This window comes from Frankia sp. QA3 (genome assembly GCF_000262465.1).
Lineage (GTDB): Bacteria > Actinomycetota > Actinomycetes > Frankiales > Frankiaceae > Frankia.
Genome location: NZ_CM001489.1, coordinates 496,973 through 509,364 on the forward strand (window position 1 = coordinate 496,973; position 12,392 = coordinate 509,364).

The 12,392-nt window shown below is 73.9% G+C and carries 11 protein-coding genes; 5 read left to right on the forward strand and 6 right to left on the reverse strand.

What is annotated here, in order from left to right; translation table 11 throughout:
* Nucleotides 1-359: 359 nt before the first annotated feature.
* The 3 genes from FRAQA3DRAFT_RS02025 to FRAQA3DRAFT_RS31140 are packed head-to-tail and all read left to right on the forward strand — an operon-like array spanning nt 360 to nt 3,425.
* Entirely contained in the window at nt 360-1,700 is a 1,341-nt protein-coding gene (locus FRAQA3DRAFT_RS02025) for a histidine kinase (protein WP_009737400.1), read from the forward strand.
* Nucleotides 1,697-2,401 carry a response regulator transcription factor gene (locus tag FRAQA3DRAFT_RS02030; RefSeq protein ID WP_035920467.1) on the forward strand — a complete coding sequence of 235 codons (705 nt, stop codon included), beginning with the start codon at nt 1,697-1,699 and terminating at the stop codon, nt 2,399-2,401. Before FRAQA3DRAFT_RS02025 ends, FRAQA3DRAFT_RS02030 begins: the two co-directional genes overlap by 4 nt.
* Nucleotides 2,394-3,425 carry a DUF4097 family beta strand repeat-containing protein gene (locus FRAQA3DRAFT_RS31140; RefSeq protein WP_009737402.1) on the forward strand — a complete coding sequence of 344 codons (1,032 nt, stop codon included), beginning with the start codon at nt 2,394-2,396 and terminating at the stop codon, nt 3,423-3,425. Before FRAQA3DRAFT_RS02030 ends, FRAQA3DRAFT_RS31140 begins: the two co-directional genes overlap by 8 nt.
* On the opposite strand, the gene FRAQA3DRAFT_RS02040 is transcribed toward FRAQA3DRAFT_RS31140, so the two are convergent.
* From FRAQA3DRAFT_RS02040 to FRAQA3DRAFT_RS02060, 5 genes are all read right to left on the reverse strand, one after another.
* Nucleotides 3,407-3,610: a hypothetical protein gene (locus FRAQA3DRAFT_RS02040; RefSeq protein WP_009737403.1), complete on the reverse strand. Its 204-nt coding sequence runs from the start codon at nt 3,608-3,610 to the stop codon at nt 3,407-3,409. The two genes, FRAQA3DRAFT_RS31140 and FRAQA3DRAFT_RS02040, sit on opposite strands and share 19 nt — an antisense overlap.
* A gap of 96 nt (nt 3,611-3,706) precedes the next feature.
* Nucleotides 3,707-6,625: an FtsX-like permease family protein gene (locus tag FRAQA3DRAFT_RS02045; RefSeq protein WP_009737404.1), complete on the reverse strand. Its 2,919-nt coding sequence runs from the start codon at nt 6,623-6,625 to the stop codon at nt 3,707-3,709.
* Nucleotides 6,622-7,557 carry an ABC transporter ATP-binding protein gene (locus FRAQA3DRAFT_RS02050; RefSeq protein WP_232291874.1) on the reverse strand — a complete coding sequence of 312 codons (936 nt, stop codon included), beginning with the start codon at nt 7,555-7,557 and terminating at the stop codon, nt 6,622-6,624. Before FRAQA3DRAFT_RS02050 ends, FRAQA3DRAFT_RS02045 begins: the two co-directional genes overlap by 4 nt.
* Nucleotides 7,554-8,195, reverse strand: a complete 642-nt coding sequence (locus tag FRAQA3DRAFT_RS02055) for a PadR family transcriptional regulator (RefSeq protein ID WP_009737406.1) — start codon at nt 8,193-8,195, stop codon at nt 7,554-7,556. The genes FRAQA3DRAFT_RS02050 and FRAQA3DRAFT_RS02055 overlap by 4 nt, the downstream gene beginning before the upstream one ends.
* Before the next feature lie 668 nt (nt 8,196-8,863).
* The gene (locus FRAQA3DRAFT_RS02060) at nt 8,864-9,643 is read right to left on the reverse strand and encodes a sporulation protein (protein ID WP_009737407.1); all 780 of its coding nucleotides are present in this window, start codon (nt 9,641-9,643) and stop codon (nt 8,864-8,866) included.
* A gap of 241 nt (nt 9,644-9,884) precedes the next feature.
* Here FRAQA3DRAFT_RS02060 and FRAQA3DRAFT_RS02065 point away from each other — a divergent pair, with 241 nt between their 5' ends.
* Nucleotides 9,885-10,454 carry a hypothetical protein gene (locus FRAQA3DRAFT_RS02065; protein ID WP_009737408.1) on the forward strand — a complete coding sequence of 190 codons (570 nt, stop codon included), beginning with the start codon at nt 9,885-9,887 and terminating at the stop codon, nt 10,452-10,454.
* 133 nt (nt 10,455-10,587) lie between these two features.
* Here the strand turns inward: FRAQA3DRAFT_RS02065 and FRAQA3DRAFT_RS02070 are convergent, their stop codons facing one another.
* Nucleotides 10,588-11,577: an aldo/keto reductase gene (locus tag FRAQA3DRAFT_RS02070; RefSeq protein WP_035920470.1), complete on the reverse strand. Its 990-nt coding sequence runs from the start codon at nt 11,575-11,577 to the stop codon at nt 10,588-10,590.
* Nucleotides 11,578-11,827: 250 nt separating this feature from the next.
* Between FRAQA3DRAFT_RS02070 and FRAQA3DRAFT_RS36530 the strand changes: the two genes are divergently transcribed.
* On the forward strand, nt 11,828-12,392 hold a 565-nt coding region (locus tag FRAQA3DRAFT_RS36530; RefSeq protein WP_009737410.1), incomplete at its 3' end, for a TerD family protein.

The window sequence follows — 12,392 nt, forward strand, 5'->3', positions numbered from 1 at the left end:
CGGTCGTAGGCGATCTGGTCGGGATAAGGTCGCTGGTCGACTCGATGAGTGGGCGGATCTTCTTCGGTGTCGCTTCGCGGCGGCCTGCCCGCTCATCCTCACGCGACCGCCGCACCGAGGCCGGGCCGTCCGCGGTTGGCCGCGCCCCAGGACTGCTGTCACCATTCGCACACGGAATCGTGCCGAGGCCGGGGGCGTCACTGTGGTGGCCGGCGGGGAGCGCGGTACGGGTAACCCCCTGGCGGACTGGCCGGTCAGCTCCGTCGCCTGCGGGCGACCGGACGATCTACCGTCGGCTCAGTCGGACGGCGGCCGCGCACGGCGCCGCTTTGGGTCCGCTGCGGGGACGGTGGAGAAGGATGACGGTGAATCCGGTTCAGGCGGCAGACAGCGCGGGTGGCGTCGGCGGCTCGGCCCGGTGGGGGGTGCTGCCCGCGCTGCGGCGGACGTACGCCGCGCCGGCCTGGGCGGGCACGGCCTTCGTCGCCCTCACCGGCGCCGTCGCGCTGCCGGTGTTCCTCGCGGTGCTCATCCCGATCCTGCTGGGCGTGCCGCTGCTGCTGCTGGCCCTGTTCGGGGTGCCGCTGATCTGGTTCGGGCTCGTCGTGGCCAGACTGTCGACCCGGTTCGACGCCTGGCGGTTCGAGGCGATGCTCGGCCGCCGGCTGCCGCTGCGGCGCTCACCCGCACGTGACCCCGCCCGCCGGCCGGGGGTCGTCGGCCGCGCCGGCGCCGAGCTGCGGCGGCTGCGAGCCGGCGGGAGCTGGCTGAACGTGCTGTACGTGCTGGTCGTGGCGCCGCTGTTCGGCTGGTTCGGCGGCTGGCTGCTGTTCGCCGCCTGGGGCGGCGGGCTGGCCTTCCTGTTCTTCCCGGCCTACGGGTACGCCCTCGCCGGGGGAGAGCGGATCTTCGGGCAGTACCTCGGCTACGGCGGGGCGGTCGCCCTGCACGTGGGCCTCGGGGCAGCCGCGCTGCTCGCCGCCCCCTGGCTCGCCCGCGGGCTGACGGTGGCGCACTATCAGGCGGCCCGGTGGCTGCTGTCCCCGCGCGGCGAGGAGCTGCTCGCCGCGCGGGTGGAGGACCTGGAGTCCAGCCGCGCCGGGATGGTCGCCGCCGCGGCGGCCGAGCGGCGGCGGATCGAACGCGACCTGCACGACGGCGCCCAGCAGCGGCTCGTCGCCGTCGCGATGACCCTCGGACGGGCGCAGGCCCGTTTCGCCGAGAATCCGGATGTCGCCACCGGCCTGGTCGCCGAGGCCCACGCGGAGACGAAGCGGGCCCTGGTCGAGCTGCGTGATCTTGCCCGCGGCATCCACCCGTCGGTGCTGACCGACCGTGGGCTGGACGCGGCGCTGTCCGGGCTCGCCGCCCGCTGCCCGGTCCCGGTCACCGTCGACGTCGACCCGGCGCCGCGGCGCGATCCGGACGCCGAGGCGGTCGCCTACTTCTTCGTCGCCGAGGCGCTGACCAACATCGCCCGGCACGCCCGGGCGTCCCGCGCCCGGATCGTCGTGCGCCGCGGCGGGGGACGGCTGACCGTCGAGGTCGCCGACGACGGCCGCGGCGGTGCCCGGGAGAGCGGCGGCAGCGGGCTCGCCGGCCTGCGTGACCGGGCCCGCGCCGTCGACGGGGCGTTCAGCCTGACCAGCCCGCCCGGGGCGGGCACGACCGTGCGTCTGGAGCTGCCGTGCACATCATGATCGCCGAGGATTCGGTGCTGCTGCGCGAGGGGCTGACCCGGCTGCTCGAGGACGTCGGCATGACGGTGACGGCGGCGCTCGGTGACGCCGAGGCGCTGCTGCGGGCGGTCGCGGCCGATCCACCGGACGTCTGCGTCGTCGACGTGCGCCTGCCCCCGACGTTCACCGACGAGGGCGTGCGGGCGGCCCTGGTGCTGCGCCGGCAGTGGCCGGCCGTCGGGGTTCTCGTGCTGTCCCAGTACGTCGAGGAGCGCTACGCCGTCGACCTCATCGCCGGGCAGGCCAGCCGGGGTGTCGGTTACCTGCTCAAGGACCGGGTCTCCGACGTGGCGGACTTCCACGCCGCGCTCGCCCGGGTCGCCGCCGGCGGCACCGTGCTCGACCCCGACGTCGTCGCGCAGCTGCTCGTGCGCTCGCGGCGCCGCGACCCGCTCGACAGCCTCACCCGGCGGGAGACCGAGGTGCTGGGCCTGATGGCGGAGGGCCGCTCGAACGCCGCCGTCGCCGCCGCGCTCGTCATCACCGAACGGGCCGTCGAGAAGCACGTCACCAACATCTTCGCCAAGTTCGATCTTCCGGTGGCCGAGGACGACCACCGCCGCGTGCTCGCGGTGCTGCGCTTCCTGGACGCGGCCGACGGCGGCGCCCGCCGCCCGTCCGCAGCGTCGGAGCGCGCCCGCAGGGGGCACCGCAATGTCTGACCACGCACCCGAGTCCGACCCGACACTCGAGTCCGACCCGACACTCGAGTCCGACCCGACACTCGAGTCCGACCCGACACCCGCCGCCACCGCCGCGCACGCCACCCTCGACGACGCGACCGATCCGGTCGACGGGCCGGCCCCGTTCGGCGGGTTCGACCCGCTGCCGGGCGGCCCCGCGCCGAGGCGGCGGCCGCGGGGCGGCAGGGCGCTCGCCTTCGCGCTCGGCGGTGTCCTCGCCGTCGTCTTCACGGTGTTCGGGGGGCTCGCCGTCGTCGACGCGACCTCCGGGCGCGGCCACCACGTCGAGCGTCGCGCCTTCCCGGCCGCGGTCACCCACGTCGTCGTGCACACCCCGAGCGGCGACGTCCACCTGCGCGGACCGGACGCCGAGCCCACCGGGACCCGCGAGCCCACCGGGACCCGCGAGCCCACCGGGACCGGCGGGAACGGCGGGGTCAGGCTGATCGCCAGGCTGTCCGGCGTCGTCAAGGTGCCCGAGCTCGTCGTGCGGGTCGACGGCGACACGGCGTACATCACCACCCGCTGCGGGACGACCTGGGACTGCTCGTCCGACTACGACCTCGAGCTCCCGCCAGGGGTGACCGTCGCCGCGGACACCTCCGCCGGGGACGTCGCCGCGGAGGGCCTCGGCGGCGAGGTGCGGCTGCGGACCTCCTCCGGCGACGTGACGGTCGTGCGGCCCAGCGGCGAGCTCGACGCCGCCAGCGGCTCGGGCGACATCAGGATCCGCGAGGCGCGCACCGGCCGGCTGCACGCCTCGACGTCGTCCGGGGACGTGCGGGTCGATCAGCTCGCCGCCCCGGACGACCTCGACGCCCACAGTGGATCCGGGGACGTGCGGGTGCTGCTGCCCGTCGACGGCGAGGGCTACGCCACCGAGGTGACGACCGGCTCCGGCGACCGCACGGTCAACGTCCAGAAGGACCCGGCGGCGCCGCGCCGCCTGCGCGCCACGACCTCCTCCGGTGACGTCTCGGTCATCTACCGCGATTCCGACTGATCGACAGCAACCGCGGCGGCGGCCCGGACGCCGGCCCGGTCCCCGACCGGGCCCCGCAGGGTCTCGACGGCGGTGCGGGTGGCGGCGGGCAGGGCCGGGTCGACCCGCCAGCGGATCTGGACGTCATCGTCGAGGTCGAGGGCGAGCTCCGCCCGGTCGGCGAGGGGCTGTCGGCACTGGTGCACGGCGCGCTGCTCGTGGCAAAGGTGGCCGGCTACGAAGGGCGCCAGGACCGGCTCGCCGACCCGGCCAGGAACGGGACGGGCCAGCGGGCCGAGTGGTCAGAGCGTGACGCGGCGGACGATGGGCAGCCGTGAGCGGGTGAACAACCAGCCGCACGCCACGGCCACGAGCGGCACGAGCACGACGATGCTGGTCAGGCTCAGCCAGGGCGGGACGAACTCCCAGCTCGGGTCGAACGTCCCGGAACCGTGGCGTTGCATCCAGATCAACGCGAGGCCGGGCACCGCGCCGGCCACGACCCCCATCACCGCCCCGGTGCCGGCGATCACCGCGGCCTGGCTGGCGGCCAGCCGGCGGCGTACCCCCGGGCTTGCCCCCACGGCGGCGAGCGTCGCCAGGTCGGCGCGGCCGTCTGTCGCGGCGAGTCCGACGGCGATGCCGGTGGCGCCGAGGGTGATCACGGCGGCCGCGACCGCCAGTGCCAACAACCCGATGCCGTAGGCGCTCTGATAGCCGCGTTCGACGACGAGGCCGTTGTCGATTCCGGCGTCCGCCAGTGCCGAGTCCGCCCGCTGCGCCTCGGACGCCGTGGGCACACGAGTCGTGCTGGCGACCACCGCGCCGGGAATGACCGAGTACCCCCGCGCCAGTACCAGCGCCGGTGGCACGACGACCATGTCGATCGGGGTACCGCCGGTGCGCTCGACGAGCCTGGCGGGCAGGACGAGAGTCCGTTCGCTCGACTCGGCACCGGACTGCCCGGGATCGTACGGCGGACTGACCTTCACGACGACCTTCCCGTTCGCCTGCAGGTACCGGGGGTTCGTCACGGCGGCGACGCCGGCTGCCACGACGGCCCGGACATCGGGGTAGCCGCCGTTGCTGGCGACGTCCAGCGCACTGCCGTCGCCCACCACGACGCCGTTATGGACCAGGACGAGCCCCCGTTCGCCACATCGTTCGTCGACCGGCGCCTTCGACGAGGCCAGGCCGGGGACGTTGCCGTAGGGGGCGTCGTCGTAGGGGGCGTCGCAGGCGATGTCGCTTCGAGGGTCGGGGTAGGCGGAGGACGAACTGCCACCGGGATCGCCTATGACGTTGATCCGCGCGACCCTGTCGATGGGCAGGTTCTCGCGCAGCAACGCCTCCGCCGGCGCGGCCGGATGCGGCTGTTCCGGCCCGTTCGGCCCCCACCGCGTCAGGTCGAGCACCACGCCCCCGGGAGCGGCCGACGGCCGGTAGGTGAGCTGGTCGTGGTTGTCGAGCGCGGCGACGTAGAGCGAGATCGCCACCGACCCCGTGACCGCGGCCACCACCGCCCCGACGGCGGGGGCGGTGCGACCACGCTGGCGAGCCGCGTCACGCAGAGCCATCCGGGCAGCGACCGGCAGCCGCCTGGCGGCCCTGGCGACGAGTCCGACGACCGATCCCGCGGTCGCGATCAGGCCGAGTGTCACGACCGCGGTACCAGCGAGCACCGGCAGCGGCTCGACGGTGGCCGCGCCGAGCGCCGCCAGACCGGCCCCCACCGCGACCGCGACCACGCCGAGCACCGGAACTCGCCGCGGGGTGGCGAGCGGGCCTCGTCGACCGGCCAACGCCGCGACGACGTCGACCTTGCTGGCCTGCCAGGCCGGCACGACGGCGGCCGCGACGGCGGTGAGTGTCCCGACGAGGACAATGAGCGCCAGGTCGAGCAGTCGGACGTCGGTGTGCGCGAAGTCGGCTTGTTCGTAGTGCTCGAGGACCGGCAGCGCCGCCACGCCGACGCCGGCGCCGAGCCCGGCGCCGACCACGGAGGCCCCGAAACCGACGACGAGGCCGCCTGCGAGCACGATGTTGCCGATCTGCCTGCGGTTGCCTCCGCTGGCGGACACCAGGGCGAGGTGCCGGATGTTGCGCCGGGCACCGACCGCGAACGCCGGCCCGGCCAGCAGCGCGACCTCGAGCAACACCAGGCCGACGACCGTGGCGGCGACCGCCACGTCGAGAGCGGCGGAGGCGCCGGAACTGCCCGGCACCTCGGGCACGTCGCTCGCGGGAGGCGGATCGGCGAACACCGCCCGGCTCACCACGACCGCACCCAGCCGGTTCAGGCGCAGCACGTCGTTCCAGGTGACGGGGTTCGGACCCGCTGCGTACAGCGTGTCGCCGCCGAAACTCAGGGTGCCGTCGGCTGGCAGCAGGCTCGGCATGCCAAGCACCGTCCTGATGTTGCGGTCCTCGTTGAGGCGGGCGACTCCCACCACGTCCATGACGCGTACGCGCCCCTCACCGCCGGTGGGAGGGTCGGCACTGGTGGCGGCGGGAGGTGCGGCGCCGGCGGGAGGTGCGGCGGCGGGAGGTGCGGCGCCGGCGGGGGCGGTGGTGTCGGTAGGAGCGGTGGAGTTGGCGGCCGCACGGTCCGGAAGCTCGAACCGCATGGTGTCGCCGACCCGGACGCCGAAGTGCCTGGCGAACGAGGCCGTCACCGTGACCTCGCCCTCCTTCGCCGGCAGTCGGCCCGAGGTGATATCGACCAGGCCCGCGAGGCTGGGGTCGGTCCAGTCGGCCTGGCGCAGGTTCGCCCGAACGAATCGGCTGCCGCCGCGGGCGCCGGAGTCGTCGATCCGGAACCGCGCGTCGTAGGCGTCGTGCACGGTGACGAGCCGGTCCCCGGGCGGCAACGCCGCGGCGAGGTCGGCCCGCGCCTGCTCGACGTCCGGCAGATGGGCCGGCCAGCCCGCGTCGGGGTCGACCGGACCGGTGGTCTCGGCGTCGGGGCTCTGCGCCATGGGGAGTCCGAAATGCCAGCCGTCGAACCGTGCCTGCAGCTCGGGGTGAGCGCCGAGCTTGCGCCAGAGGTGCTCCGAAGGGCCGTCGTCTGCCGATCGGGTGATGACGTCGACGCCGGAGACCAGGAGGACCGGTAGCCCGATCATCACGGCGACCAGCAGCGTGCGGCCTTTGGCGCGCAGCGCGTCGCGCCGGGCGACCCGCAGGGCCGCCCGGCCGGCGGGGAATCCAAGCTTCGTCACCGCTCGGCTCCGCCCGGCGTGCTCCCGCTGTCGCCGCTGCTCTCCCCGTCGGCCCGTCCGGGGTCGGCCCGTCCGGGGTCGGCCCGTCCGGGGTCGGCCCGCCCAGGGGCGAACGGCGGGCCGTCGGAGGGTCGGCTTCCGGGCGGGCGGGTCAACGTGCCGTCGAGCAGGGACTCGGGGGTCGACGGTTCGCCGGTGGAGTCGACCGCCATGCCGTCGCGCAGGAACACCACCCGGTCGGCCCAACCGGCGTGCCGTGCCTCGTGGGTGACGAGGAGGCCGGCGGCGCCGGCGTCGCAGCGGGCACGGAGCACCCGCATCACCTCGCCGCTGGTCGCCGAGTCGAGCGCGCCGGTCGGCTCGTCCGCCAGCACGAGCCGCCGGGGGCCCACCAGCGCGCGGGCGATCGCGACGCGCTGCTGCTGGCCGCCGGACATCTGGTCGGGAAACCTGTCGGCGAGCTCGGCCACGCCCACTTCGGCCAGGGCGGCCACGGCCTCCTTGTGCGCCTTGCGCGTGGCCACGCCGTCGAGTTCCCGGGGGAGCGCGACGTTCTCGGCCGCGGTCAGCGCCGGAACGAGATTGAGATCCTGGAAGACGTAGCCGAGGCTGCGTCGACGCAGCGCCGCGAGCGCCCTGGCGGACAGCCGTCCCAGCGCCGTCCCGTCGACGAACACGTCGCCCGACGTCGCGGTGTCGAGCCCGCCCGCCAACGTCAGCAGGGTGGACTTGCCCGAGCCGGACGGGCCCATCACGGCCACCAGCTCCCCGGGGTAGACGGCGAGGTCCAGCCCACGCAGCGCGACGACCTGGGTCGCGCCACCGCCGTGGACGCGGGTCACGCCGCGCAGGTGGAGCACCGGGGCCGACGCGGGAGGGGCCGCGCCGTGGGGCACGGGCTCCGGCATTCGAGGGGGCGCGATCGAGGTCAACGTCCGCTCTTTTCGGTCGTGGCCGCGTCTGGGCGGCCTGGCGAGGACAGGGCCGTGGTCGGTGCGGCCGGCGAGGGGGCACCGCTCGGGCTGGTGCCCGTGCGGGCAGCCCGGCGGGCCGCCCGATCGAGCCGGGCCTCGACGTGGTCGAGCCAGCGGATCTCGGCCTCGGCGGCGAACACGAGGCTGTCGAGCACGAGCAGCCAGGCGGTGTCGTTCGACTCGTCGGCCTGGCGGCTCAGCCTGGTGTACTGCTGCACCGCGCGCATCGTCTCGGTGCGCTGGCGCTGGACGACCATCGCCACGTCGATGCCGGGCAGCGTGACCGCGAGCGCGAGTTTGATCGCCAGCTCGTCTCGGGCCGGAGCGTGGCGGGTGACCGGCGCCGACCACCATTTTTCGGTCTCGGCGCGGCCGGACTCGGTGAGCTGGTAGACGGCCGTCTGGTCATCGGCGTGCCCGGTGGTGTCCGCCGGCTCGACGAGCCCGTCACGTTCGAGCCGCTGCAGCGTGGTGTAGACCTGTCCGACGTTGAGCGGCCAGGTCGAGCCCGTCCGCGTCTCGAATTCCGCCCTGAGCTGGTAGCCGTACATCGGGCGCTCGGCGAGCAACGCCAACAGCCCGTGCCGGATCGACATCACGCCTCCCTGTGCCTGTACCTGCATCGGTACCTGCCTAGCGGCAGGTACCTGTCGGGTACGGCGTACCTGGTATTCGCATACTCGGTATGGTCTAACCCTTTCGGGGCACTATACGCGGTATGGCATACCCGGTATCTATCCTCGGGTCACCGGAGTGAGGTCGCGAGTGTCGCGTGGGCGACAGGACGGTCGAGGTCGTTCCCGTCGAGCGCCGTCGGCGCGAGGTCCTTCGCCGACGGGGGTCAAGGCTGCTTTGAGGGGTTGCCCCGGGCGCTGTCCGCGCGTGCCGGCCAGTCGTCAGTCCGGGACTGTTGCGACTCCTGGAAGTCGACGACAGCCTCGCCGTGCAGCGTGGCCCATCGACCACGAGGACGTGCGCGAAGCCGCTCGCCAATACACCAAATGTGACCGGTGATTCTGCTGATGAACCTGGCCCGCCGTCTGGCCGACGTCTTCGACCGTCTTGTTTGGGGTTTGTCCTTGTTCGGGGTTCGTCGGCTCGTCGGCTCGTCGGCTCGTCGGCGGGGTCGCTTCGCACACAGCCGGACGCGCAGAACGGTTACCGGCTGGATGCGCGGCCGGACGCCCCGGCTCCCGGCTCCCGGGTCCCGGGTCCCGGCTGCCCCGCCGGGCGGTGGTTCGCCCGGCGCGGCAGCCGGCGGGAATCAGAACCAGCCGCGGCGGCGGCCGAGGTGCTCGAGCTGCTGGTGCAGCAGGCCGCCGAGCGCGTGGCGGTCGGTGTCGTGGTGGGCGAGGCGGAAGCGGCTGAGCTCGTCGTGGCCGGAGGACAGCAGCCCGCCGCGGCGGTCGGCCTCCAACACGACGTCCATCCCGGCGCCGTCGACGAGGAAGGTCACCTCCAGCTCGGAGATCCGCCGGGCGTACTCGCCGGCCGGCTTGAGCTCGATCTCCTGGTAGAAGGGCAGGTCGGAGCCGCTGAGGTGGCCCTTCTCGACGTCCGCGGACCGGAAGTGGAAGCCGAGGTCGCCCAGGGCCGCCAGCACCGCCTCCTGCACCGGCAGCGGATGCACGCCCACCGGGTCCAGATCGCCCGGGTCGACCGCTCCGGGGATCGCCAGCTTCGTCCGCACCCCGATCTTCATGCCGTGCAGGTGCCAGCCGCCGACGTCGGTGATCGGTGTCTGCCACGGCACGGGCAGCTCGAACCGGCCGCTGATCTGCTGTCCGGGGTTGATCGTGAAGCCGCCGCCGACCTGCTGGGTGCCGAAGGTGACCTGCTCGTACCAGGTCGAGTCGTCCCGCTCGACCTCGACGGTCGCCTCCAACGCGACGAGGACCTTCTCGATCTCCTGGTCGACCTTGCCGCCGGTGATCGTCGTCGTGCCGGTCACCACGTGACCCGGCAGCGTCTCCGGACGATCCAGCACGGTCTCGACCTCGGCGCCCCCCACGCCCAGTCGCGACATGAACCGCTTCATCCCCATCGTCCGTCCGTCCCCTTCTCCGATGATCCCGGCGCCGTCGTCGGCCGCGCGCGGCTGTCGCCGTGTGATGTCGCCACCGCCGAACACGCTCTCACATCCCTACTGCAGCCCGATCGAGGGAAAGATGCGCAGGTCGGCAAGGTGACATCGGTCGGGCGCTCGGGACAGTCCGTGACGAAGGCGGAGGACGCAGACGGGGTGGGACATCCGCCTGCGGGGCGAACCGGTACCATTCCGCTTCGTGACCTGCATCGTCGGGGTTCAGCAGGACGGCCGGGTCGTGATCGGTGGGGACAGCGCCGGTGTAGCCGGCTGGTCCATCACCGTGCGTGCGGACACCAAGGTGTTCCGCAACGGTGAGTTCATCATGGGCTTCACCGACTCGTTCCGGATGGGCCAGCTGCTCCGCTACAGCCTCGTGCCGCCCGTTCCCCAGGACTGGGACCTTGACCGGTTCATGGCGACCGACTTCATCGCGGTCGTCCGTGACTGCCTGCGCGAGGGCGGCTTCGCGCGCAACGACTCCGGCAACGAGAGCGGCGGGCTGTTCCTCGTCGGCATCCGCGGGCACCTCTACCGCATCGACTCGGACTACCAGATCGGCCGCAGCGTCGACGACTACTACGCCGTCGGCAGCGGCGACGAGTACGCCTGCGGCTCCCTGCACAGCACCCGCGGCCTCGACGCGGAACAGCGCGTGCAGATGGCCCTGGAAGCCGCCGCCCATCATTCGACGGGCGTCTGCCCGCCGTTCCACATCGTCTCCTCCGACGACGTCTACGCCCCCGACGGCACCGTCAACGCCGGCTAGGCGAGTGAGGGCGGCTAGGCGAGTACGGGCGGCTAGGCGAGTACGGGCGGCAGGTCGTCGCCCGCCGGGCTCGGCGGTGCGGCCGTGGCCGGTGGCAGTGCCGGCCGCGTCCGCCGAACGCCGGTCGCGGCGCTCAGGGGCGCAGGCGCGCGGCGGCCAGCGCGGCGAACGCCGCCGGTCCGGTGACCGGCGTGAAGCGGTCGGCGGCGGCGCTGAGCGCGGCGTACTCGTCGTCGGCGAGATCGAGGTCGGCCGCCGCCGCGTTGCTCTCCACCTGGGCGACGCCGGACGCCCCCGGGATCGCCACGACCCGCGGATGGTGGATCGCCCAGGCCAGCGCGATCTGGGCGGGGCTGGCCCCGTGCGCCGCGGCGACGTCGCGCAGCACGTCGAGCAGCGGCGTCGCCCGGGCCAGGTTCTCGGTTCCGAACAGCGGGTTCACCGCCCGGACCCGTCCGCTCGGGCGGTGGGTCACGTCGTAGTGGCCCGACAGCAGCCCCTGGGCGAGCGGGCTCCAGGCGATCACGATCCGGGACTCGCGGGCGGCGAAGTCGAGCAGCGCGGCGCCGTGGCGCGGCCGGGCCAGGCTGTACTCCACCTGGTTGGACAGCACCGGCGCGCCGAGGGCGGCGTCGGCCTCCTGCCAACGAGCCAGTGAGTAGTTGCTGACCCCGACGTCCCCGACGAGCCCGACGGCCCGCAGCGCGGCCATGCCCCGCATCGTCCAGCGGTCCCGGATCGCCGGGTTGGGCTGGTGCACCTGGTAGAGATCGAGGTGGCGCACGCCGAGACGGTGCGCACTGGCGACCGCGCGCTGCTCGACGACCGGGCCCACCGGCACGATCGGCAGGATCTTGGTTGCCACGTACGCCCGGTCGAGTGCGCCGGGGACCGCGGCCAGCGCCGCGCCGAGGATGCGCTCGCTGCGTCCCAGGCCGTAGGCCTCCGCCGAGTCGAACAGGGTGACGCCCAGTTCGAGGGCCCGGCGGACGATGCGCGCGGCGTCGGAGTCGGCGTAGCCGCTGCCGTAACCCCACTGCCCGGACCCGAACTGCCAGGTGCCCAGGCCGATCTTCGAGATCCTCTTCGGGCTGGTGGTGACGGAGTCCTCGACGTAGCGCATCCGCCCAGTGAACGCCATCCTGCCCGCGGGACGCGAGGTGAGATGTCACGCTGGTGACCTGCCACGGTGACGTGCGCCGGGTGTCCCGTGGGCGACAGCGCCCACCTGCCCGGCGTGTTCGGCTGGGCAGGTGGGTAGCTGCTACCTTGCCCGCAGTCCGGTTCGTGCGGATGCGGGCGCAGGCGGCGGGCCGGTCCGCCGGTCGTCCCGGCAGGTGCCGGGGCGGCGGCAGGCGAGTGGAGGGAGCGCGTTGGTCACCCAGTTCAGCCGCGGGCAGAAGGCGCAGCTGTCGGCGGTCACCCAGGGCACCGACCTGTATGTCGGGATCCAAATCAACGCGCCGGGGGAGTGGGATGTCTCCTGCTTCGGCCTGGACGGCGACGACCGCCTCTCCGACGACCGGTACTTCGTCTTCTTCAACCAGCCCGCCTCGCCGGAGAAGTCCATCCAGCTCCTCGGCCCGCAGTCCGGGGACACCCAGGCGTTCCGGGTCAGCCTCGACCAGGTGCCCGCCGCCATCGGCCGGCTGTCGTTCTGCGCGGCCCTGGACGGCGCGGGCAGCGCCGCGGCGATCACGTCGGGTTACCTGCGGATCGTCGCCGGCGGGACCGAGGTGCTGCGCTACTCCTTCACCGGCGCCGACTTCACCAGCGAACGCGCGGTGATGATCGGCGACATCTACCGCAAGGGCGTGTGGCGCGTCGCCGCGATCGGCCAGGGTTTCCAGGGCGGCCTCGCCGAGCTCATCCGCTCCTACGGCGGCGAGGTCGCCGACGAACCCGCCCCCGCGCCGCCGCCCGTGGCCGCCGCGTCGG

Excerpts from the sequence above, each read along its gene's own strand:
- FRAQA3DRAFT_RS02070 (WP_035920470.1), bottom strand. The coding sequence starts at position 11,577 with ATGCGCTACGTCGAGGACTCCGTCACCACCAGCCCGAAGAGGATCTCG.
- FRAQA3DRAFT_RS31140 (WP_009737402.1), top strand. The coding sequence starts at position 2,394 with ATGTCTGACCACGCACCCGAGTCCGACCCGACACTCGAGTCCGACCCG.
- FRAQA3DRAFT_RS02025 (WP_009737400.1), top strand. The coding sequence starts at position 360 with ATGACGGTGAATCCGGTTCAGGCGGCAGACAGCGCGGGTGGCGTCGGC.
- FRAQA3DRAFT_RS02055 (WP_009737406.1), bottom strand. The coding sequence starts at position 8,195 with ATGTCGATCCGGCACGGGCTGTTGGCGTTGCTCGCCGAGCGCCCGATG.
- FRAQA3DRAFT_RS02030 (WP_035920467.1), top strand. The coding sequence starts at position 1,697 with ATGATCGCCGAGGATTCGGTGCTGCTGCGCGAGGGGCTGACCCGGCTG.
- FRAQA3DRAFT_RS02060 (WP_009737407.1), bottom strand. The coding sequence starts at position 9,643 with ATGGGGATGAAGCGGTTCATGTCGCGACTGGGCGTGGGGGGCGCCGAG.